Raw genomic sequence first — 22,287 nt, 5'->3', positions numbered from 1 at the left:
CGGCGTATCCGCCGGACCCTTCACTTCATCGAATATACTTTGGCTGCCTGATCATTACAAGGTTTTCTCTTTTGGTGCCTCGCCTGTAGCTCCGCTTCGTACGGCGAATGCGCTTAGCACCTCTTCCGTCTGCAGGCTTGTCCGGTGACGGAAACAAGCCTTGGCAATCTCTTTAGCTTCCGCAGCTAATGTATTAAGTGTGCGGTGCTTCACCCGCAGCAGCGCCTGCGGTGACATACTGAGAGTGCGGATGCCCAGCTCCAGCCAGAGCGGAAGCGAGCGCTCATCAGCAGCCATCTCGCCGCATACGCTAACGTCGATGCCAACATCCCGTGCAGCCTGCACGGTCATCCGGATCATACGCAGTACAGCCGGATGATACGGGTGGTACATATGGGCAATCTGCTCATTCATCCGGTCAACCGCCAGTACATATTGCACCAGATCGTTCGTGCCAATGCTGAAAAAGTCAACTTCTTCCGCCAGCAGCTCCGCAATCATAACAGCAGCCGGAACCTCAATCATGATGCCGACGGGTATTTTATGGTTATAAGGAATTCCCTGCTCATCCAGCTCATTCTTCACTTCATTCAGTATGGCTTTGGCCGCCTGAACCTCTTCTACCGATGAAATCATCGGGAACATCAGCTTGACATTTCCATAGTGGCTGGCCCGCAAAATCGCAGTCAGCTGCGTTTTGAACATATCCTTGCGGTCCAGACTGATGCGGATTGCGCGGTAGCCAAGGAACGGGTTCTGCTCCTCCGGCAGCTGGAAATAATCCAGGTGCTTGTCCCCCCCGATATCAAGGGTACGAATCACTACACTGTTGCTGCCCACCTTCTCGGCAACCAGCTTGTAGACTTCAAATTGTTCTTCTTCTGTCGGGAACGAGTGGCGGTCCATATACAAAAACTCTGTACGGAACAGCCCAACGCCTTCCGCCCCATACTTCAACGCCATATCCAGCTCCTTGACGGAGCTGATATTGCCGGCGAGGTGCAGCGACGCACCATCTTTGGTGACGGCTTCCACCGTCGCGAGCAGCTCGAGCTGTTCTTTTTTCTTCTGCTGCTTGTCGCGTCTTGCGGCGTAGGCCTGTACGGTGGTTTCATCCGGATGAATCTGTACTGTCCCGGTCTCGCCGTCCATTACTAGCATATCCCCGGTCTGGATCGGGCTCGTCAGCTTGTTCTCCAAGCCCGCTACCAAAGGAATGCCCAGCGCCCGGGCCATAATCGAGGAATGAGAGGTTTTGCCGCCCATCATAGTAACAATACCGAGCACATAAACCGGATTCAAGTGAGCCAGCTGGGAAGGCGAAAGCTCTTTTGCCACCAGAATATATGGCTGTGTATCCGACGGCAGCGTCACCTCTGGCGCTCCCAGCAGATGCTTCAGCAGACGGTTTCCGACATCCTTGATATCAACGGCCCGCTCCTTCATGTACTCATCGTCGAGCAGATCGAACATCGCAACAAAGTGATCGATTGCTTCCTTAACAGCTACCTCAGCCGCTTTATATTGACGTTCAATAATCCCGCGGATTTCACTCATGAATACCGGATCATCCAGGATAGCCAGGTGAGCGTCGAAGATACTTGATTCTTCCGGACCTACGACCTCACGGAATTCTTTTTTAATAAATTCTATTTCATCTTTAGAGGTACGGATGCCTTCATATAACCGTTCAAACTCCTTGGCCAGATCCACGGGATTCACTTGCGTATCCGGCAGGCTCCATTCCCAGTTCGGCAAGACAAAGGCCTTCCCGATGGCAACACCTGCTGCAGCGCCTATGCCCTGTATCATGCTTCGATCCCTCCAACATTACTCTCATGTAGTACCACGGACATTACGGACGATTGCCCCTTTTTCACGTTTTTGAATGGAGCATAGCTCCAGGATTTTACACGGTCAGGGTTGGTAATGACCATAGGTGTGGCAAGTGAAGCTGCATGCTCCTGCAAAAAGGCCAGGTCAAATCTGACCAGCAGCTGTCCCGGCTCCACACTGTCACCTTCCTGTACAAGCGCCTCAAACGGCCCTTTAAGCTGCGAAGTATCGATCCCTATATGCATAAGCACCTCAAGCCCCTCAGGCGTTGAAATGCCTACTGCGTGCATTGTGGGGTACACGTGCATTACCTTGCCGAAGACAGGCGAAACCAGTTCTCCTTTTTCCGGGAAAAAGGCAACTCCATCTCCAACCAGCTTAGCTGCAAAAATATGATCCGGCACCTCTTCAATCGGCATCATCCGGCCCTGAATCGGTGAACAGAATAACACTTGCGGGAGATCACGCAGCATCAGCTTATCGATCTCCTCGCGGATCAGCTCGGAGTAAGTCCCGAACACCACCTGCACGTTACCGCCGCCCAGCTTGATAATCCCTGCAGAGCCAAGGCCTTTTAGTGCCGCTGTATCTATATATCGGTCATTGTGTACCGTTAATCTTAGCCTTGTGATGCAGGCTTGTACCTGGACAATATTTTCTTTGCCGCCCAGAGCTTCCAGAATTAGCGGTGCCTGATATGGAATGTTACCTGCCCAATCCCCCAGCTCCGAGCCTTCCTCACGCCCCGGCGTCGGAATCTGGAAGCGGCGGATCGCCCAGCGGAACACATTATAATATACAATGCCATAGCCGATCCCGATCGGAATCAGCAGCCAGGCACGCTGTGAGAGATGCATATTGAGGATGAAATCAATCGCCCCCGCCGAATACGAGAACCCGTGATGAATCCCCAGCGCATAGGTGAGCACCATAGCTAGACCCGACATCACCACATGCAGTCCGAATAGATAAGGGGAAGCAAACAGGAAGGCGAACTCAATCTGCTCCGAAACCCCTGTCAAAAAGCAGACGAGTGCGGCCCGCAAGAAAGTCTTCTTAATCTTCGGCTTCAAATCTTCTCGTGCTTCCTGAATAATAGCCAGCGCAATCGCCGGCAGAGCGAACATCATAATCGGGAACAATCCGGCCATAAAGACGCCTGCTGTTGGATCACCCGCAAAAAAACGCGGCAAATCCCCCTGCACGACCGCACTGCCGTCAGGAGTGGTAAAGGTGCCCAGCTGGAACCAGAATACATTGTTCAGGATATGATGCAGCCCGAAGGCTGTTAGGACCCTATACAAAACCCCATATACAAAGACCCCAAAACCGCCGGCGGCCTGTATATCCCGGAATAAAATATCCAGCACATCCTGTAAGACCGGAGAAACACCGAGCATTACCCAGGCAAACAAGGCGGAGAACAGTCCCATGAACAACAGTACGAAACGTGAACCGCCAAAAAACTGGATTGCCTCTGGCAGTTTAATATTCTTGAACCGGTTATGCGCCACGCCGGCGACAATCCCGAGGATAATTCCGATGAGTGTTGCAGGCTGAACAGCCCCGTTGCCCATATTGGTAACAATCCGGTCATAGGTGAACATTCCCGCAAGCGCTGCAAGCCCGGCCGGTCCGGCCTGATTGGACAGCCCCCAGGCTACACCGACAGCAAACAAATAAGGCATGAAATAAAATATCCCCTGCCCCGCGTATGTAGTCACTTCGGATACCGAAGAAAGTCCCCATGCAGACCACGGTAAGCTGCCCAGACTCAGCAGAATGGCCGCAGCCGGAAGCACCATGGTAGGAAGCATAATGGCTCTGCCCAACTGCTGCAAAGATCCGAGCCAATTCAAGGTGACCCTCTCCTTTCGTTCTATAATGAATGGTAAGCGCTACAACAGTTTTTGTCAAAAGAATACGCAACACTTAGAATACCACGCTTTCCCGGGGGATGGGAAGGGAAATCGAAATTATGAGGCACAGAAAAAAGCTGGTCCTGCAGTAGGGAACCGGCAAGGGAATCGGCGGATGGAGGCTCACGCACAACATTTTTTATTTTGGTGGTTAAGGAGGTTATCGAGCTTATTTGTTTACTAACTATTTAAAAAACAGAATGGTGCTGGTGCTGCTAAGTGTATTTTTACAACTAAAATGTTGCAAATAGATACAAAAACTCGATTAAATTAACATCGTGTGTTAGTCACTTACCAGTCATAAACGTTTTTCAGGGTCCTATTCAATTCTGCTGTATTTCGTGCAATAGATTGGTTGATTTCATGTTCATTTTTGCAATCTATTGCACTTCGTACATCAGATTTCGCACGTATAGACCGAAAAGAAGGAAATCGGAGAATTCTGCAGTACAAAGTGCAATAGAATCCATTCAGAGGATGTTTTCTTTCAATCTACTGCACCAAATACATCAGAATTAATGGGAAGCCTCCTTTTTGTGAGTACAACTAGTGAATATCATTCTATACTTTTGCGAATTTTCACCCCAAGCACTCTTGTTTACCAAATTTGATCAGGTTGCATTGGCTTTAGCTCATAATATCGAACCCCTCGGCCACCCGCAATTGGCTTTAGCAGCCCTTTTCCGCTTAAAGTATCCAGCAGCCTCCGGGCGGTCCGGAAATTTATCTGAAAATAGTCGGTAACATCTTTTGGGCGAAGCGGTTTGCCAAGTTGCCAGGCTAGCCTCAACACTTCCTTTTCTTCGGAGAGCAGTTTGGTTACATTTTCTTTTCTGGCCAAATAAGGTGCGAGCGCAAGCTGTAGCAGCATTCTGCACACTTCTGGACGCTGCTGGACATCATCAAATGAGAAATGAAGCATCCTCCATCCCATTGCGGTGAGAAAAGCATCCCGGTTCAGCGCATAGCTGAATTTCTCGCGGTCCATATCCTTAATGTGGCTCTGATACCCATCGCATTCAATTCCGATGCGCGCACCATTCTGCGGCAGATAAGCAAAGTCCAGAAACTGTGATTTGCGGTTCCAGTCATACACCTCATATTCGGGATGTAAATGGTCTAGCGACTCAAACAGAGGCCACCACACGTTCTGTACGAACAGCTTCTCCGCAAAATGAAGACCTCTCATTAATCTCCCCTTACGTTCACCGCTTCTTTCTGCTGAATGGCGGCTGATCCACAGATTGTGCCCTTCTTCAAACTCCATATGGTCCCCTCCCGGCAAATAAAAAAAGAACGCCCATAGTTCGTAAGTAAACTTACGGTATGGACGTTCTTCGTCTAATGCCAGTATAACAATCCGGCCCGGCATTTTCCAGAATAAACTAACTGGACCCAAGCACTCGCTCTTGTTTGCCGGAGTGCCAGGTACCGGGTGCCCGGGGTTCCGGGTATCCGCGGTTCTGAGTTCTGGGTACTCAAGCTTCCGGGGATCATGGGGTTCTGGGTTCCAGGTACCCGAACTTTGGGGGATCATGAGGTGCCGGAGATTCCAGAGTTCCGGTGCGTCTGATCTATGAATCCCAGTCACGATTCATGCTTGTGTCCGGACGGCTTTCGCGTCCCCCCAAGCCCGAATGATTACGCTCGGCTGCGCCCGTGCATCGTAATAGCTTCTTCGACCTTGATGCAGCGGTCCATGATCGCAGTCATGCCGTGCTCAGCGGCGATGTCAGCCGCCTCCTGGCTGATAATGCCCTGCTGGAGCCACAGCACGCGTGCCCCGATGTCAGCCGCCTCCTGCGCAACCTCAGCGCAGAATTCACTACGGCGAAACACGTTGACGATATCAACCGGCTCCGGTATCTCAGCCAGTGTATGGTAGCATTTCTCGCCCAGGATGTCGCCGTCCACTGTAGGATTAACCGGAATGATCCGGTAACCCCGGCTCTGCATGGCATAAGCGACCATGTACGAGGTACGGTCCGATTTGTCAGAAAGGCCTACTACAGCAATATTGCCTGCAGAGGCTAGAATATCGCCGATCTGCTCACGGCTCGGGTTCTCAAAACTCATAATGATTTGCCCCTCTCTTCAGCTGTCCCCGCCTTAGGCCGGGATTCCCTGTGAATATTACGAAACACATTAATTCTAGACTTGGGTTCAGCTCAAAGCAAGCTTCTCACAAAAGTACGAGTACGTACCGATTTAAGTAAATCTTCGGCCATCAGCCCCTACGGTGATCAAGTCATATTAGACTCTACGCTCTATTCCTATTTTACCCATTCCACGTCGGCACCAAGCTCGCGCAAATGGTCAAAATATTGCGGGTACGATTTAGCCACATGGTGTGCGTCCTTGATCAGCAGCGGCTGACGGGCCCGAAGGCCGACCACAGTCAAGGCCATAATGACCCGGTGATCGTAATGCGCGTTAATGGTCACGCCGCCTTCTACGCCTTCCGGCGACCCATGGACGATGATCTCGTCGCGGCGCTCCTCGACCTTGGCTCCGGCCCGGGTCAGCTCGGCCAGGTAATCTGTAATGCGGTCACATTCCTTATACCGCAGATTTTCCACATTGTAGAAACGTGAGGTACCTTCGGCAAATACCGCCGCCGCTACCATCGCTAGTACTGCATCAGTGGCTGCATCACCATCGAATTCCACAGCCTTCAGGATTCCGTTGCCCTGCACATGAACTGTACCATTCTCATGGGTAAGCGGTACTTCCATCATACGCAGCACGTCGACAATTGCCCGCTCTCCCTGCTTGCTGTGTTCAGCCAACCGGTGGATCTTTACATCCGACTTCGTGACTGCCGCTGCCGCAAGCACAGCCGCTGATCCCGGATAATCGCCTTGTACAGTGTAGGATTTGGCTGCATAGGCCTGGCGGCCTGGCACTTTAAAGGACATGTAATCATCTGCAGCATGCACAATGATGCCTGCCTGCTCCAACACCTCTAGAGTCTGTCCGACAACGACCTTCGATTTCAGATCGTCCAGAACGATGATCTCACTGTCTTCCTCAAGCAGCGGCGTCAGGAACAGCAGCGCGCTGAGATACTGAGAGCTGACTGCTCCGGAGACGGTAATCTGACCGCCAGCAGGCTTGCCGCCGCGAATCGTAATCGGAAGCCTACCGTTATTATGCTCCACTTCAACACCCAGCTGCCCCAGCGCCTTAATCAGATCGTCATGCGGGCGTTTACCCAAGGAATCCGGGTATGTATTCACAAACGTTACCTCAGGGCTGAGCGCTGCAACAGCCATCAGAAAACGCAGCACTGCTCCGGCATTGCCGACATTTAATTCCTTAACGTCACGTGGGTTCCGGCCGAAGCCTTGAATCACGATCTTCTCGTCGTCTTCCGTCAGCACAGCTCCCAGATCAGCGATACATCTGCGGATTGCATCACTGTCTTCACTGTGCGCAGGATGATAAATGGTGCTTACACCTTCGGACAGAGCAGCTACCAGCAGGTAGCGTGTAGTGTAGTTTTTAGAAGACAGTGCTCCAAATTCTCCTTGCAGGGTAGGTGTCGGCCTAACAATAACGTCCATAATCCAAACGCTCCTTAATATAAGTAGTGTATATATGTAGTGCTGAGTTTGACATGGTAATCTAATGCTGTGTTATCATAAAATCATTCTTCAAAAAGAAAAGAGGTCTTTACCATGAATGATATTCCACAAATTACACCCGAAGTGCTGCGGCAGCGTCTTACGGCAGGTGAGGACCTGTGTCTGATAGATGTCCGTGAAGATGATGAAGTAGCCACCGGAATGATTCCGGGCGCTATTCACATTCCCATGGGCCAGATCCCGCAGCGTACCGCAGAGCTTCCGGCCGATGCTGAAGTGGTATTCATCTGCCGCTCAGGCGCACGCAGCCAGCGAGTCTGTGAATATCTGCAGCAGTTCGGCTTCACTACCGCCAACCTCAGCGGCGGGATGATTGAATGGAACGAAACTGCAGAAGAATAAGCTGCCCGCAAGCACACTTAAAAGCTCAACCGCGGTAATGCATTAAAATATGCTGCGACACTTCTACCGCACTCAACTCCGATGTATCGACCGTGCAATGCGCGAAACGGTAAGCCTCACGGCGCTGTTCCATTATGGTGCGGACCCTTTCCTGCGCGTTGCCGGCGAGCAACGGACGATTCTGATCCCCGCTAACCCTCGCAAGAATTGCCTCCTCAGTTGCTGTAAGAGCCACCACAAGACCATGGGCCAGCATGATCTCGGCGTTACCGGGCACAAGCACCGCACCTCCGCCTGTGGAGATTATTCTTCCCTCTCCCTCAAGCATCTGTAGCAATGCTGCCGATTCCAGCTTCCGGAAATACGCCTCACCCTCATTCCCAAAAATCTCCGCGATGCTCCGGCCTTCACGCTCAATAATCACATGATCCAAATCAATCAGTTCGTAGCCAAGCTCCTCTGCCAGCATTGCGCCAACCGTTGACTTGCCTGTAGCCATCATCCCAACCAGGATAATATTCCTGCTCCGGTTCGCCCTGTTTTCACTTTGTTGCTCCCTATCCCCTGTCATGACTACCCTCCAACCGCGACATTTGTCATATCATAACACAGGGTGAAAAGGTTGCACAAATAAAAAAGACCCGAACGTCCTCCCTCGAAAGGGAAGCTGTTCGGGCCGTAACTTGCGGTTTATCCCTTACTACTATTCAGACAGCCAGTTGTGGTGGAAGACGCCTTCCTTGTCCACACGTTTGAAGGTGTGGGCGCCGAAGTAGTCGCGCTGTGCCTGAAGCAGGTTCGCAGGCAGGCGCTCTGTACGGTAGCTGTCGTAGTACGCAAGTGCACTGGAGAAGCCTGGTACAGGTACCCCTTGGGTTACCGCTGCGGCAACCACTTTACGCCAAGCGGACTGGTAGGAGCTCATGATGTCTTTGAAGAACGGATCAAGCAGCAGGTTCTTCAGCTCAGGATTGGTTTCGTAAGCGTCGGTGATGTTCTGGAGGAAACGGGAGCGGATAATGCAGCCGCCGCGCCAGATTTTAGCCAGACTGCCGTATTTCAGATCCCAGTTGTATTCGTCGGAAGCTACGCGCAGCTGGGCGAAGCCTTGAGCGTAGGATACAATTTTGCTGGCAAACAGTGCTTTGCGCACGTTCTCGATGAACTCTGCCTTGTCGCCCTGGAAAGGCTCCACAGCCGGTCCGCTCAGCACTTTGCTGGCTTCTACACGCTCATCCTTCATAGCAGACAGGAAGCGGGAGAATACCGATTCGGTGATCATGGACAGAGGCACACCAAGGTCGAGCGAGCTTTGGCTTGTCCATTTGCCAGTTCCTTTTTGGCCCGCTGCATCCAGAATGACGTCTACCATCGGTTTGCCGGTTTCTTCGTCATACTGTGCGAAGATATCGGTAGTGATCTCAATCAGGTAGCTGTCCAGCTCCCCGCTGTTCCACTCTTTGAAGATGCTGTGCAGTTCTTTGGCATCCAGCCCAAGCACATCCTTCAATAATTGGTACGCTTCACAGATCAGCTGCATGTCGCCGTACTCGATACCGTTATGCACCATTTTTACATAGTGTCCGGCACCGTCAGGTCCAATATATGTACAGCAAGGCTCTCCGTCCACTTTGGCCGAAATTGCCGTAAGAATCGGTTCTACCAGCTTATAGGCACTTTCCTGACCGCCAGGCATAATGGAAGGTCCTTTAAGCGCGCCTTCTTCACCGCCGGATACACCGGTGCCGATGAAGCGGAAGCCTTTTTCTTCAAGCTCTTTGCTACGGCGAACAGTATCAGGGAAGTAAGCATTACCGCCATCGATAATGATATCGCCTTGGTCAAGATGCGGCAGCAGCTGCTCGATTGTAGCGTCAGTAGCTTTACCCGCTTGCACCATAATCAGAATTTTGCGCGGTACTTCAAGTGATTCTACAAATTCTTCAACAGAAAAAGTACCTACCAAGTTTTTGCCTTCTGCCTCGGCAATCAGATCATGTGTCTTCTCCGGGGAACGGTTAAATACCGATACGGTAAAGCCTTTGCTCTCGATGTTCAGAGCCAAGTTTTTACCCATTACCGCCAAGCCAATCACGCCGATTTGTTGTTTTGCCATCTGGTCCTCCACCCTTTGCACCCTGTATTTTTGTGAAATCCATTTCTCGCAGTATTAAGAATACCACCCTTTGTCAGATACAGCAAAGTTCCGTCTGCGAAAGAGAGATCAATTTCATTGACAAAATCCTTTTCAATCAGGAAATTGCTCACAATGACTATTTTACCGTTTTTGCCGCCAGAAGTGAACCCCTGCCCACAAGTCAAAAAAACTCAGGGCACCCCGGCCTGCGGGATACCCTGGTATCATTGCTGTTGATGTTCTTACCATTCAAGCATGTTCAATTCACGGGCCAGTTTAGCCAGTTTCACCTTGCTAGCCTCTACTAGCGCGGGATCCTCGCTTCGCAGCGCTTCGCTCAGGCGGTCCAGTTCCTCATCCACTTCCACTCTGCGCTGCTGGATCCGTTCCTCCCCCTCGCCGGAGTAGAATAGCTTCGTCAGCTCCTGATCTGATAGCAGCGGACCTTTCTGGTACAGCACACGCTGCTGATAGCCGGAAATCTCCACCAGCCGGATCACTTCACCAAATAAAATATTCTCAATAATGATCTGGCGGTCACGGAACCGTTTGACTACCGCATGACCTCTCATATCGCCAATCAGCTTCTCCATCCACTCGGACAGGCGCGCATCACGGATCATATAATCGCCTACTAGCTTATATCCATCCTTGATCTGCTGGAAGCGAAGCTTTACCAGCTTGCGTCCGGTGCGCACCGAAATCAAAAAAACACTTTCATTCTCACTCCAGTAAAGGGAATAGCCTTCTTTGATCAAATCCTTGATCAGCTCCTGAATATGCTGTCTGTCAAAGCGCAGCTCCAGATTACAGTACTCCACTTCATCATTTTTGTTCACGGCACTCCCCCCTAACAGCTTTGTTAATACAATGCAGCTGATCTGTATACATAGAGTAAAACTGACTGCCGGACCTCCACTTAACCTGTCAATAGCTATGCATTCGTCTTACACTTATTTTATACTTCATTTTATGTAGCGGTAACTTGGTTTATTGACTATTTTTACCCGTTTCCTGTCATTTCCAAACGGTGTCTCCTCATTTTACTTATGTCCCTATTAATTCAGCCCTTACCATAAAATAAGCCGCAAGCACAGGAACAACAGAGTTCCCTGGCTTGCGGCTTGTTAATGCGGATGACCGGCTTTATTCAGCTTGGATTATGCTTCAGCTTGGTTCTATGAACGATCAGCAGATGAAGGCCGAACAGCAATACCATCACCGCTGCACTCGCCAGAAAAGGCGCACTATGGCTGACTGAATCCCACAGCTTGCCAGACAGCACCGGCCCGGCTACCATCCCGGAGCCCTGCAGGGTCAGGAATAAGCCCCATACAGTACCCCGCTCACCTTTCGGCACCTGCTTGGCTAAAAAAGCATTCCAGGCGGGCAGAATAAGCGCATAGCTGATTCCGACAAGTGCCACAGCCACGAAGGCCAGCGGCAGCCAGCGCACCTGGGAGAAGAATGCCAGCGAGCAGGCCGCCAGCAGGAAGCCGATATTCAAAAAGAGCGTTGTTCCGATCCGATCTACCAGCTTTCCTGCTGGAATAAGCGCCAGTACCGTGATTCCTCCACCTGCAATCAATAGTAGACTGAACTGGTTCGGGGTCACATGCAGTTCAGCGCGTGTAAACAAGGTCACCACAGGGGTCATGAGCCCAATGGCAAACGCCTGGAGGAACAAAGCCGGGAAGAGCAGTCTGCTGACCTTCAGCGAGGTTCTTACCTGATGCATCGTACGCTTCAGACTCTTCAGGGGCTGTAGCGGTCTACGCTCCCCTTCCGGGGCATCGCCATGCATATCGCGTACCACATGAGTCGCCTGCCCGCCAATTCTCGAAGGCAGCAGCAGGGCAATCGCAGCCACCGCTGCGGCACAGCCCATGAGTACAAGAAATACGAACCGGTAGCTCTGTCCCCCATGATCCATCATGAAATTGACAACAATCGGTCCGATACCCGTTCCGGCGAGCGAAGCCATCTCCACCGCACCCATCGCTGCCCCGCTGCTGCCGCTTTCCGTGGAGCCTGCCAGTTCGGTGATGCCGGTCATGGTGCATGGCCAGAGGGGCGATGTACCGATGCCTAGAATAAGACAGGCTGCAGACAACGTTACGGCATCCTTAGCATATATAATCATACCGACAGCCACCAGAATCAGGGCCAGAGCCCCGGTCATGGTCCAGCGGTACCCGATCCGCTCCATCACCCAGCCGAATGGACTGCGAAAGAGATTATCACCTAAATACTGCAGGGCGAAAGCGAACCCGACAACAGTGACTGACAGACCCAGAATGTTCTCCATATAAACCGGCAGCAAAGCGACCAGCAGGGATCCTTTTACAAATTCCACCAGAAAGATGATTACCCACATCTCCATGATGAACGGCGAAGCCAGATTGATATGCATACGTTGTGCTACTTTGCCAGACATTACATCACATCCTAGTATTATGGTGATTGATTTGTTATACTGATGCTTGTCGTAAAAAAATAAATCTTGACGAAAGGTTGTGACAGCATTAAATGAATCAACACGAAACTCCCCTCTTCACCGCTCTTAAAAAGCATGCCGCCGGAAACCCAGTTCAATTTCATATTCCCGGGCATAAGAAGGGGCTAGGAACCGATGCCGAATTCCGTGAGTTTATCGGCGATAACGCGCTATCCATAGATTTGATCAACATCGCACCGCTCGATGACCTTCATCAGCCTACCGGCGTGATACTAGAAGCTCAGAAGCTGGCTGCGCAGGCCTTTGGCGCCGACTATACGTATTTTAGCGTACAAGGCACGAGCAATGCCATCATGACTATGATCCTCTCTGTCTGCTCGGAAGGAGACAAAATAATTGTCCCCCGTAACATTCACAAATCAGTGATGTCGGCGATTATTTTCTCCGGAGCCAAGCCTGTTTTTGTCTCACCTGTACAGGATGAGAATCTTGGGATAGACCACGGCATTACCACCAGCTCGCTGGAACGGGCATTAAAGCGTCATCCGGACGCCAAAGGAGTTCTAGTAATCAATCCGACGTATTTTGGCGTTGTGGCCGACCTGCGTTCGATTGTGGATCTTGCCCACAGCTACGGGGTTCCCGTACTGGTGGATGAGGCACATGGAGTATTGATTCATTTTCATGAGGATCTGCCGGTATCGGCCATGCAGGCCGGAGCGGATATGGCAGCAACCAGTGTGCACAAGCTGGGCGGCTCCATGACGCAAAGCTCGGTTTTGAATCTGAATGCAAAGACCGGCCTGGTCAACCCGCAGCGGGTACAGACGATCATCAGCATGCTCACAACAACGTCCACTTCATATATTTTACTGGCGTCCCTGGATACCTCCAGACGCAATCTGGCACTGAACGGCCACGAAATGGCTTCACGGACGATTGCTTTGTCCAATTACGCACGTGAAGCGATTAACAACATTGACGGCTTGTACAGTTTTGGAAAAGAAATTCTCGGTACAGAAGCCACCTTTAATCTGGATCCGACGAAACTCAACATTCATGTTCGTCATCTTGGCATTACCGGTTACGAGACTGAGAACTGGCTCCGCCAGAAGTACAACATTGAAGTTGAACTGAGCGACATGTATAACATTCTTTGCCTGATTACCCCTGGTGATACCCAGGAATCTGTAGATAAATTGATTTCTGCAATGCGGGTGCTCTCAGCGATCCATTACAGCAAAGGTGAAATTTATGAGCTAAAGGTACAAGTGCCGGAAATTCCGCAGCTTGCCTTAATCCCCCGGGATGCCTTCTACGCAGACACTCAGGTGGTTCCGTTCCGCGAGTCTGCAGGCTATATCATAGCGGAGTTTATCTATGTCTATCCGCCGGGGATTCCTATTTTGCTCCCAGGTGAAGTTATTACCCAGGATAACATCGACTATATCATCGACCATGTAGAAATCGGTCTGCCGGTCAAAGGGCCTGAAGACCGAAGCATCAACTTCGTGAAAGTGATTGTAGAAGCCGAGCCGATCTCCTGATCGGCCGCTTCTCCCAATTAAATGTCCCCATACAAAAACCCGATACTGGATCAGTATCGGGTTTTGTGCATTAGAGCGCCGCTGCCTGTCCGGTCCGCAGCCTCTCAGCTACACTGAAATCTATTCTTGCTGGGCAAGCAGCTCATTGTAAGCTTCTTCAACAGCTTTCCATTCAGCTTCATCTTCAATGTTGTAAAGCACCATTTCTTCATCTTCTTCTTCCATACGCAGAATGATGCCGTCCGCTTCAGGGTTTTCACGTTCCAGCAGCAGTGCGTACAATTTCTCGCCTACGTCGAACGTTTCCACCAGCACCATTTCTACATCTTCGCCCTGCTCGTTCGTCAAGGTCAGCACAAACTCCTCGTGCTCATGGTCGTGATCATGTCCGCAACCGCATGCTTCACCATGTTCATGGCCATGCTCATGTTTGTGATCGCTCATTGAAATACCTCACTTTAAATTGAATTATCCTACATTTGGTATCGTAACACGTATGATAAGTTCAGGTCAATTTGAGGGCCGCCCAAAAACCTTAATCCAGCGCAGTGATTACCTTCTCCGACACAAGTACGTAATCAGAGCCCTTGGACGCCTTGATATAGAAGCCCACCCGGTATTTGCCGGCATCCTTGAAATCATACGTGAACTCCGAAGTCGGGAACCAGAAGTCCTCCTTCTTCGAACCGCCAAGCTCCTGCGACTGAATGTCCTTCACATTGCCGGAAGGATCGGTAATGGCAACCTTCACTGCAGCAATATCGTCGGTCAGACTGTCCACTTGGGTCAACACCTTGATTTTGAGCTTGCCTACATTTACATTGCCAAAAACCTTATCGCCGTTAAACAGCACGATTTGCACATTTGGCTTAAGGATCGTCACTTTGCCCGAACCGTCCCAGCTGACGACACCTCCGGCTTCTCTAGCCGGTATATAGGCTTTTCCGTCAATCAAATAGCCACCGTCGGCCATTTCCTTTCCATTGCTCCATACCCTAAGCTTCTGATTTACAGCGTCCGCGAACAATAATGATCCTCCCATTAGGGAAAAAACAACCACGCACAGAGCAATTTTTTTCCATCTCATAATTGAGACCCTCCAAATAATTCATGCTGTTAATATATACTACCAAGATTGCCACAAGTTGCGCAGGATTAAGGGGAAAATTTCAATACAAAGCTTAAAATGATACTATATTTAAATTAAGGCCTCAGCACTGAATATTGGAGGAACGATGCGATGACTGTAAATCTGCAAATGCTTGGTACAGGCGATGCTTTTGCCAAAAACTACTATAATAATAACGGGCTGCTTCTAAGCAGGGATTACACACTTCTGATTGACTGTGGAACGACAGCTCCGCGGGCAATGGAGAAGCTGGGCAGATCCTTCGCGGATGTAAACGCCGTCCTTATCACTCATATCCATGATGATCATGTCGGCGGTCTTCCTGAGCTTTCCAGGCTGATGAAAACTAAATTCGGCAGAAAGATGATCTTGCTGATAGCCGATACTTTAGCTGAACCGCTGTGGGAAAGTTTTCAAAAGAACAGCCCCGTGACAGCTCATAATCCAAGTTCTCTAGAAGACGCGTTTGAGGTCAGGCTGCTGAAACCAGGCTCTCCTCATAAGCTCTCCACTGAAATCATACTGGAGCTGATCCGCACACCCCATATCCGCGGCAAAGAAAGCTACTCACTCCTGCTGGGCGGAGATATCTTTTATAGTGCCGATATGATCTTTCAGCCTGAGCTGCTCCTGAAGCTGGTCCGTAAGCAAGGAATCCGTCAAATTTTCCACGATTGCCAGCTTAAAGGTCCCGGCGAGGTTCATACAACGCTTAGTGAATTATTGTCTCTGCCCGAAGACGTCCGTAAAATGATCCGTCTGATGCATTACGGGGATCATAAGCCTCAGTTCGAGGGAAAAACTGCTGAGATGACCTTTCTGGAGCAGCATGTAATCTATGCGCTGTAAGATCCACTAACCTTTTGGGAAGTAAACGAAAAAAAGGGCCGGACAATTACGCTTTAATAGCGTTTGTCCAGCCATACTTAGAACTGCGGCAGCTGATCCAGATTATTGCTTGGATCACCGTCTGCATCACCGCGAATGTACATCTCCCCGTCTCTTCCTTTGAACACGTTCACTCCCGCTATACTGCCGGCCTGAACCTCCTGAAGTGCCTGCTGGTAATCCAGCACTCGTCCTGAGGACGTCTGAAACTTCATCAGGTCACCGTCACCATTTCTTTGGGCTGCTATAAACCGCTCGCGTTCATTGTTCATCACTTGGGATTCATTCCTTCACGCTTGGATTAGCCATACGGCTCACCCCTATCTTGCCCTCAGCACCGACAAAATATGTACCTGTGCCCGTTATAGCTTTTTCTGCATTCTTACATGTAAAATACCGGCATCATAAAACGGCTCCGTAGAGATAACCTCATACCCCTGCTTGCTGTAAAAGTCCTCTGCTTGGCACTGTGCATCCAGCACGGAAAACTCAAGACCCAGCTCGCGGGCCCGCTCCTCCAGTGCCATCAGCAGAACACGTCCGAATCCCTTGCTCCGGTAATCCTTATCAACAGCAATCCGCTGCATCTTGGCAGTTCCCGTTTTATAATAAATCAGGCGTCCGGTGGCTACCGGCAGGCCGTTATCGATAATAAGCATATGATGTGCCTGATCACTGATCACATCGTATTCATCAATTTCTTCTTCCGCCGGTACCTTCTGCTCGTCAACAAATACCTTTTTGCGGATATCCAGCCCCATCTGAAGCAGTTCATCTGTAGTCACATGTACAATTTCCGCCGCCATGTTCTCCCTTTGTCCCCTCTCTATGTCAAAACAATAGTTGACCTATTATACAGAATTTTTGATTATCTGTATAGGAAAGTGCATTTCCTCCTGCCACGGCGGGGGCAGCAGGACTTATTCTGCCGAATAAACATCAGAGGAGATGGAACGGTCATAGACATCCTGCATTACGGGTGACAAGGGGCCATATAGACTATTCTGTTTGCCGCCCATGTCCGTCATCTGGTGTATTTCCACAGCTTCGGGAGGCTGATAGGCTGTCTTACAACCGGTTAACCCCAGGAGCAGAGCCAGACAGAGCCCCGTTAAGGGTATATTGAATTTTCGCATTGTTTATCCTCCTATCATCATCTGCTGTTTCCAGCTTTGACGATTGGGGGGATTATTAAACTAACGACTTGACTTCTGCTCAACCAGGCCGTAAGATATCCAGTAATTAGGATACTGCAAAAGCTGAGAAGAGAAAGAGTACTTTGGCCATTCTTTCACAGAGAGCTCCCGTCCGCTGAAAAGGAGCAAAGAAAATCCAAGGGAATATGGTCTCTGAGCTGCGCATCGAAGCCCTTTAACCGGGTTGTAGGCTGCGCCGGAACCCGCATCCGTTAACATGCTAGGGTATACCCGCGAATTTAGCGGCGTACCTGAAGAGGTGAATGCCGCAAGGCATTGATGAAGTTGGGTGGTAACACGTGAGCACAGGCTCTCGTCCCTTTTGGGGACGGGAGTCTTTTTTGTTGTTCAGACATTTGGCACAGAATGAGAGGAGAATGATCATGACTAATATTTTTATCGGTGGGGCTTGGCCATATGCCAATGGTTCCCTGCATCTCGGCAGGCTGGCAAGCATTTTGCCCGGTGATATTCTAGCCCGCTATTACCGCGCAAAAGGAGCTCAAGTGCTTTATGTATCAGGCAGCGATTGTCATGGAACACCGGTAGCTGTTCAAGCAGCCAAAGAGGGGGTGACTCCCGGAGAATTTGCTGGCAGGTATCATGCAGAATTTGTGGATTGTTTCAGTAAACTGGGCTTCACCTATGACTTATATACACGGACTGACCAGCCTGCCCACCATACCGTCGTACGTGAGTTATTCCTAAAACTGCGGGACAATGGGTACCTGTACAAAAAAACAACGCTGCAATGCTACTGCGAGCGGGATCAGCGTTTTTTGCCGGACCGCTATGTAGAGGGTACTTGTCCAAATTGCGGACAGCCGGCGCGCGGCGATCAATGTGATTATTGCTCGGCTCTGCTCGATCCTTCAGATCTGCTGGAACGGGTCTGTAAAATCTGTGGTACGCCGCCCGTTCTGCGGCCTACAGAGCATTATTATCTCGCACTTTCTAATTACCAGTCTAAACTTGCACACTATGTGGATACAACTTCGGGCTGGAGAGAGAATGCCGTACGGCTGACTCGGCGTTACCTGCAGGAGGGGCTACAGGACCGTGCAGCTACCCGCGACCTGGACTGGGGGGTGGATGTACCGGTAGAAGGATTCAGCGACAAAAAAATCTACGTCTGGATTGAAGCAGTCAGTGGCTACCTGTCCGCCAGCAAGCAATGGGCCACCGAAACAGGCGGCAGGTGGGAAGACTTCTGGCTGGAAAATCCCGGGAACGGCTCGCAGAATCCTGACATCCGGGCCTATTATGTACATGGCAAAGACAACGTGCCGTTCCACAGCCTGATATGGCCTGCTATTCTATTTGGCGCCGGCGGCCTACATCTGCCAGACCAGTTACTCGCATGCGAATATATGACGCTGGAAGGTCAGAAGTTCTCCACCAGCCGCAATTGGGCCATCTGGGTGCCGGATATTCTGAGCCGCTATCAGCCCGATTCGGTCCGCTACTTCTTGGTGGCGAACGGCCCCGAGAAGCGGGATACCGATTTCTCCTGGCGGGAATTTATTCACAGCCATAACGGCGAACTGCTTGGTGCCTTCGGCAATTTCGTCAACCGCAGTCTGGCCTTCGTGAATAAAGCATTTGAGGGCCTTGTACCTGAAGGTGTACTAGAACCCCAGTGGGACAATAATATCAAAGTCTTGTATACAAAAGCGGGGGAACACATCGAGGCAGGCCAGTTCAAAGATGCACTGGAATTCATTTTCAGTTACATCCGCCAAGCCAATAAATATTTCGATGAGCAAAAGCCATGGATTGAGCTTAAAGTAAGTCCCGTTTCCTGCGGCCATACGCTTTACAACTGCGTGCAGATTATCGCCAACCTTGCTAACCTGCTGAGTCCGTTTATCCCTTTCTCCTGTGACCAGATCCGCTCATTCCTCTCGCTGGAAGAGCCCTGCTGGCACAGCATCTCTGTACCTGCGGGAAGAGCTATTCACGGCTTGAAGCTGCTCTTCGATCGTATCGACGTTAATCGTATCGAAGAAGAAACAGCGCTGCTGGATAAACAAATAACCGGATCTCACTGAGACTCCGGTTATCCTGATTGCCATATGCTGGAGAGTGGGATTAATATAAATCTGCCGGGTATTTGACAATAACTGCTTACTTATCCGGCAACACTCATATTATTAAAAAGGACATCCTATGAGAAAAACACTAATTTTATTGACCCTCCTATTTCTGACTGCGTCTCCTTCTCCCAAACAAGAGCCTTTCTTTCGCAGCGCATACTAAGGTATGAGCATTCGAGAGGTCAGGGCAAGTGAAGATCTTCCGTATGAAACCCTGGATGATGGGGCGATGAAGATTTTGCAGTACCGCTACCCGTCACCGGAATCAGACAGCGCATATGTTTATTATTTTTTCCCGGAGAAGAGCAATTCCAGGTTAAGCATAGCCGGCTACATCTATTATATTGAAGATGATTATGCCAGAACTCAGATCGTTGACAAGCTTACGCAACAATACTTATATATTTATGGTGAAGGCACCTATAAGAATAATGCAAATTTTCAAGGGTATTCCTGGAATTTGCCGGATAAGGCGCTGTTCATATACAACGATTTGGGAGCGCAAGCAGTGGCGCAGTTTTATTATGATTATGGTTTTGTTCTGCAATAGTATTAAATCCCGGAAGCAAACCGCCCGCCTGATGCAATACCTTTCGGCGAGATTTCTTCAATCCGAGCGAGCTCTTCTGGTGACAGAGTGATCTGCAGCGCACCAAGGTTCTCCTGTACTCTGTCCAGCCGTTTCGTTCCTGGAATGGGGACGACATTGCTGCCTTGAGCAAGCAGCCAGGCTAGCGCAAGCTGTGAGGTTTTGCAGCCTTTTTGGATAGCCAGCTGTTCAATCAGCGCAACGACTTCGAGATTTTTGGCGAAGTTATCCCCTTGAAACCGCGGATAATAACGGCGGTAATCATCCTCAGGCAAATCGTCAAAACTCTTGATCTGTCCGGTCAGGAATCCGCGTCCAAGCGGACTGTAAGGTACAAACCCAATACCAAGCTCCTTCAGCAGCGGCAGAATGTCGTCCTCCACTTCTCTGCTCCACAGAGAATATTCAGTTTCTACAGCTGTAATCGGATGCACCGAATGAGCGCGCCGGATTACCTCTGCCGGAGCTTCCGACAGGCCGATATAGCGGATTTTCCCTTGTCCGACCAATTCAGCCAAGGTGTTGACCGTCTCTTCAATTTCCGTATTGGGATCTACCCTGTGCTGATAGTACAAATCGATGTAGTCCACTCCAAGCGAGTACAGGCTGGCGTCGACGGATTTTTTAATATAGGCACGATCCCCTTTAGGTCCTTGAGTATGCGTGACCCCGAATTTGGTCGCAATAATGGCCTTGTCTCTGCGTCCCTTAAGCGCACGGCCGAGCAGCCGTTCATTGCCGCCAAAACGCTGCAGGCCATATTCTTCACCATAAAGATCTGCAGTATCAAACATGGTGATCCCGAGCTCCAGCGCTCCCCGAATCGTATCCACCGACTCTTCATTGTCTGGCATCATCATCGTGCCGAGGCCCAGGGCTGATACTTCCAGTCCTTCATTTCCAAGTTTTCTTGTCTGCATCGTTTAGTTCCTCTTTTCTTAGGGATTGGATAAATGAACATGCATTTATTCTAGTCTCTAAGAAAAGAGGCAACCACAGTAGGATTATGCTAGTAAGATTATTACCAGGATAGAATCACTCCGCGTCAGATACCGGTGTATAGACACATATGTGCACATCAGGATGCTCTGTCGGACTCATAAAAGAATGGATATCATAAGCAGCAGTCTGTGCAGCACTGTCGGAGGAGCGGAGAAAAACCCTGTTTACTGTTTTTAGCTGGATATTATGCAGCTTCCACATCGCGTTAAACTCTGCACTTTCCTGCGCGAGTTGGTCCACCATATTTATATACCAGGGATCATTCAGATGTTTATCATAATAGGTTCGAAATACGGCTACGGAATGACGGGTGAACTCTTCCCAGTTGACCATGCGGCTCCGCAAAGCCGGATCAACAAATAACATGCGAAGCATAACCCGTTCCACATCAGGCCACGCGGCGAAATCAACAATCATTCTAGCAGCCTCATCATTCCAGGCCAGGATCTCCGAACGTTCATTGCTGATAAAAGACGGGTAGGACAGCTGCCCGATAATCTCCCGCCATTGCGGATTAAGCATCGTATTTATAGAAGGAATTATTTCCGGCTCATGAGGGTTCCATAACTTCATCAGATAAGTATGCTCATCCGCTGTAAGCTGCAGCGCTTTGCCGATGCTCTCCATGATCTCCCGCGATGCCGTCACTTCTCTGCCTTGCTCCAGCCATGCATAATACGTCGGACTCACACCTGCCAGTATAGCAACTTCCTCCCGCCGCAGTCCCGGCGTTCTCCGGTTGCCGTAGGACTCTTTGAACCCCGCCTGCTCGGGCTGAAGCCGGTTGCGGCGCGATTTAAGGTAATCGCCTAACGTTTTAGCTCTGCTATGTTCATTCAATATAAGCAACCTCTTCTCTTCACAAGCGTTGCTTCTTATTTTAAACTAACCGACTCTACAGATAAACTCTTGCAAGACAGTCCAGGCAGAAGCCGCACAGGATTTAATGCTTCTTAAATCCAATTCTTAATTAAACTATATATGTCTCGTCACACTCACTGTAAATTCAGGCCTAGTCTCATAGGCCATGTAAGCGACTTGACCCTTAAAATCCAGATAAGCCTGATACCTTGTACGGATCGCAGCGCTCGTGATCATATTCAGGGCGTTCTCTTTTGCGGTCCAGCAGCTCTCCGACGTCTCCTCTGAAACCGCTAATTCACCGCCCACGGGCCTGCACACATAATCCAACATCACTTTGGTAGGCACATCTGTTACGCCATCATGCCATTTGTACATTCCTGTATTGGAATAGACGCCGATTAAATGGGAGACTTCCGTCTCGATTCCGCTCTCTTCCCGGATCTCCCTTATCAGCGCATCCAGCAGATTCTCCCCCGATTCCACCTGCCCGCCGGGAAACACCCAACCTCCATGAAAGGTTTTGACTAAAAGAACCTCGCCTTGCTCATTTTCAACAATTCCCCCGACCGCTACAATATGAACGGGCATTGCCATGACGGCACCTCCATATCAAATGTGAATTTTTTCGCGTATCCTG

Annotated in this window: 22 protein-coding genes and 1 other annotated feature; of the genes, 5 read left to right on the top strand and 17 right to left on the bottom strand. The window is 50.1% G+C overall.

Annotation, left to right across the window (positions count from 1 at the left end):
* Window positions 1-54: 54 nt before the first annotated feature.
* From ptsP to aroA, 5 genes are all read right to left on the bottom strand, one after another.
* On the bottom strand, window positions 55-1,812 hold the full coding sequence (ptsP, locus tag L6H70_RS01535) for a phosphoenolpyruvate--protein phosphotransferase (RefSeq protein WP_236329099.1): 1,758 nt from the start codon (window positions 1,810-1,812) through the stop codon (window positions 55-57).
* Entirely contained in the window at window positions 1,809-3,695 is a 1,887-nt protein-coding gene (locus L6H70_RS01530) for a glucose PTS transporter subunit IIA (protein WP_236329097.1), read from the bottom strand. Before L6H70_RS01530 ends, ptsP begins: the two co-directional genes overlap by 4 nt.
* A gap of 658 nt (window positions 3,696-4,353) precedes the next feature.
* Window positions 4,354-5,022, bottom strand: coding sequence for a hypothetical protein (locus tag L6H70_RS01525; RefSeq protein ID WP_236329095.1), 669 nt, complete (start codon window positions 5,020-5,022; stop codon window positions 4,354-4,356).
* Window positions 5,023-5,396: 374 nt separating this feature from the next.
* Complete coding sequence (locus tag L6H70_RS01520; RefSeq protein ID WP_236329093.1) at window positions 5,397-5,831, bottom strand: CoA-binding protein; 435 nt, start codon at window positions 5,829-5,831, stop codon at window positions 5,397-5,399.
* 197 nt (window positions 5,832-6,028) lie between these two features.
* Entirely contained in the window at window positions 6,029-7,321 is a 1,293-nt protein-coding gene (gene aroA, locus L6H70_RS01515; protein ID WP_236329091.1) for a 3-phosphoshikimate 1-carboxyvinyltransferase, read from the bottom strand.
* Window positions 7,322-7,435: 114 nt separating this feature from the next.
* On the opposite strand from aroA, the gene L6H70_RS01510 reads away from it, so the two are divergent.
* Window positions 7,436-7,744, top strand: coding sequence for a rhodanese-like domain-containing protein (locus tag L6H70_RS01510; RefSeq protein WP_236329089.1), 309 nt, complete (start codon window positions 7,436-7,438; stop codon window positions 7,742-7,744).
* A gap of 25 nt (window positions 7,745-7,769) precedes the next feature.
* On the opposite strand, the gene L6H70_RS01505 is transcribed toward L6H70_RS01510, so the two are convergent.
* From L6H70_RS01505 to L6H70_RS01490, 4 genes are all read right to left on the bottom strand, one after another.
* Window positions 7,770-8,315, bottom strand: a complete 546-nt coding sequence (locus tag L6H70_RS01505) for a shikimate kinase (RefSeq protein WP_236329088.1) — start codon at window positions 8,313-8,315, stop codon at window positions 7,770-7,772.
* A gap of 132 nt (window positions 8,316-8,447) precedes the next feature.
* Window positions 8,448-9,860 (bottom strand): NADP-dependent phosphogluconate dehydrogenase, encoded by a 1,413-nt coding sequence (gene gndA / locus L6H70_RS01500; RefSeq protein WP_236329085.1) that lies wholly within the window; start codon window positions 9,858-9,860, stop codon window positions 8,448-8,450.
* A gap of 263 nt (window positions 9,861-10,123) precedes the next feature.
* Window positions 10,124-10,720 (bottom strand): hypothetical protein, encoded by a 597-nt coding sequence (locus L6H70_RS01495; RefSeq protein ID WP_236329076.1) that lies wholly within the window; start codon window positions 10,718-10,720, stop codon window positions 10,124-10,126.
* Between the two features lie 311 nt (window positions 10,721-11,031).
* The gene (locus L6H70_RS01490; RefSeq protein ID WP_236329074.1) at window positions 11,032-12,318 is read right to left on the bottom strand and encodes an MFS transporter; all 1,287 of its coding nucleotides are present in this window, start codon (window positions 12,316-12,318) and stop codon (window positions 11,032-11,034) included.
* Between the two features lie 92 nt (window positions 12,319-12,410).
* On the opposite strand from L6H70_RS01490, the gene L6H70_RS01485 reads away from it, so the two are divergent.
* Window positions 12,411-13,886, top strand: coding sequence for an aminotransferase class I/II-fold pyridoxal phosphate-dependent enzyme (locus L6H70_RS01485; RefSeq protein ID WP_236329072.1), 1,476 nt, complete (start codon window positions 12,411-12,413; stop codon window positions 13,884-13,886).
* A gap of 120 nt (window positions 13,887-14,006) precedes the next feature.
* On the opposite strand, the gene L6H70_RS01480 is transcribed toward L6H70_RS01485, so the two are convergent.
* Entirely contained in the window at window positions 14,007-14,330 is a 324-nt protein-coding gene (locus tag L6H70_RS01480) for a DUF1292 domain-containing protein (RefSeq protein ID WP_019911532.1), read from the bottom strand.
* A 91-nt stretch (window positions 14,331-14,421) separates the two neighbouring features.
* The gene (locus L6H70_RS01475; RefSeq protein ID WP_054940195.1) at window positions 14,422-14,973 is read right to left on the bottom strand and encodes a hypothetical protein; all 552 of its coding nucleotides are present in this window, start codon (window positions 14,971-14,973) and stop codon (window positions 14,422-14,424) included.
* A 153-nt stretch (window positions 14,974-15,126) separates the two neighbouring features.
* On the opposite strand from L6H70_RS01475, the gene L6H70_RS01470 reads away from it, so the two are divergent.
* Window positions 15,127-15,864 (top strand): MBL fold metallo-hydrolase, encoded by a 738-nt coding sequence (locus tag L6H70_RS01470; protein ID WP_236329063.1) that lies wholly within the window; start codon window positions 15,127-15,129, stop codon window positions 15,862-15,864.
* Between the two features lie 77 nt (window positions 15,865-15,941).
* Here L6H70_RS01470 and L6H70_RS01465 read toward each other — a convergent pair whose 3' ends face one another.
* From L6H70_RS01465 to L6H70_RS01455, 3 genes are all read right to left on the bottom strand, one after another.
* The gene (locus L6H70_RS01465) at window positions 15,942-16,178 is read right to left on the bottom strand and encodes a DUF3892 domain-containing protein (RefSeq protein ID WP_236329060.1); all 237 of its coding nucleotides are present in this window, start codon (window positions 16,176-16,178) and stop codon (window positions 15,942-15,944) included.
* A gap of 87 nt (window positions 16,179-16,265) precedes the next feature.
* Entirely contained in the window at window positions 16,266-16,709 is a 444-nt protein-coding gene (locus L6H70_RS01460) for a GNAT family N-acetyltransferase (RefSeq protein WP_236329040.1), read from the bottom strand.
* 114 nt (window positions 16,710-16,823) lie between these two features.
* Window positions 16,824-17,039 carry a hypothetical protein gene (locus tag L6H70_RS01455; RefSeq protein WP_236329026.1) on the bottom strand — a complete coding sequence of 72 codons (216 nt, stop codon included), beginning with the start codon at window positions 17,037-17,039 and terminating at the stop codon, window positions 16,824-16,826.
* Window positions 17,040-17,155: 116 nt separating this feature from the next.
* Window positions 17,156-17,423 (top strand) — a binding site (T-box leader).
* 59 nt (window positions 17,424-17,482) lie between these two features.
* On the opposite strand from L6H70_RS01455, the gene metG reads away from it, so the two are divergent.
* Together metG and L6H70_RS01445 are read left to right on the top strand one after the other, a co-directional pair.
* Window positions 17,483-19,150: a methionine--tRNA ligase gene (metG, locus tag L6H70_RS01450; protein ID WP_236329017.1), complete on the top strand. Its 1,668-nt coding sequence runs from the start codon at window positions 17,483-17,485 to the stop codon at window positions 19,148-19,150.
* Window positions 19,151-19,361: 211 nt separating this feature from the next.
* Window positions 19,362-19,745: a hypothetical protein gene (locus tag L6H70_RS01445; protein ID WP_236329008.1), complete on the top strand. Its 384-nt coding sequence runs from the start codon at window positions 19,362-19,364 to the stop codon at window positions 19,743-19,745.
* A 2-nt stretch (window positions 19,746-19,747) separates the two neighbouring features.
* On the opposite strand, the gene L6H70_RS01440 is transcribed toward L6H70_RS01445, so the two are convergent.
* The 3 genes from L6H70_RS01440 to L6H70_RS01430 form a co-directional block, all read right to left on the bottom strand.
* Complete coding sequence (locus L6H70_RS01440; RefSeq protein ID WP_236329005.1) at window positions 19,748-20,704, bottom strand: aldo/keto reductase; 957 nt, start codon at window positions 20,702-20,704, stop codon at window positions 19,748-19,750.
* 115 nt (window positions 20,705-20,819) lie between these two features.
* A complete protein-coding gene (locus tag L6H70_RS01435) occupies window positions 20,820-21,626 on the bottom strand; it encodes a helix-turn-helix transcriptional regulator (protein WP_236329003.1) in 807 nt (268 codons plus the stop codon).
* 135 nt (window positions 21,627-21,761) lie between these two features.
* Window positions 21,762-22,244 (bottom strand): NUDIX hydrolase, encoded by a 483-nt coding sequence (locus L6H70_RS01430; protein ID WP_236329001.1) that lies wholly within the window; start codon window positions 22,242-22,244, stop codon window positions 21,762-21,764.
* Window positions 22,245-22,287 lie beyond the last annotated feature (43 nt).

Origin of the sequence: Paenibacillus auburnensis (assembly GCF_927798115.1) — a bacterium.
In the GTDB taxonomy this organism is placed as follows: Bacteria; Bacillota; Bacilli; order Paenibacillales; family Paenibacillaceae; genus Paenibacillus_AQ; species Paenibacillus_AQ auburnensis.
The sequence above is the reverse complement of the archived record's forward strand: the minus strand, read 5'-3'. Positions and strand labels throughout refer to the sequence as shown.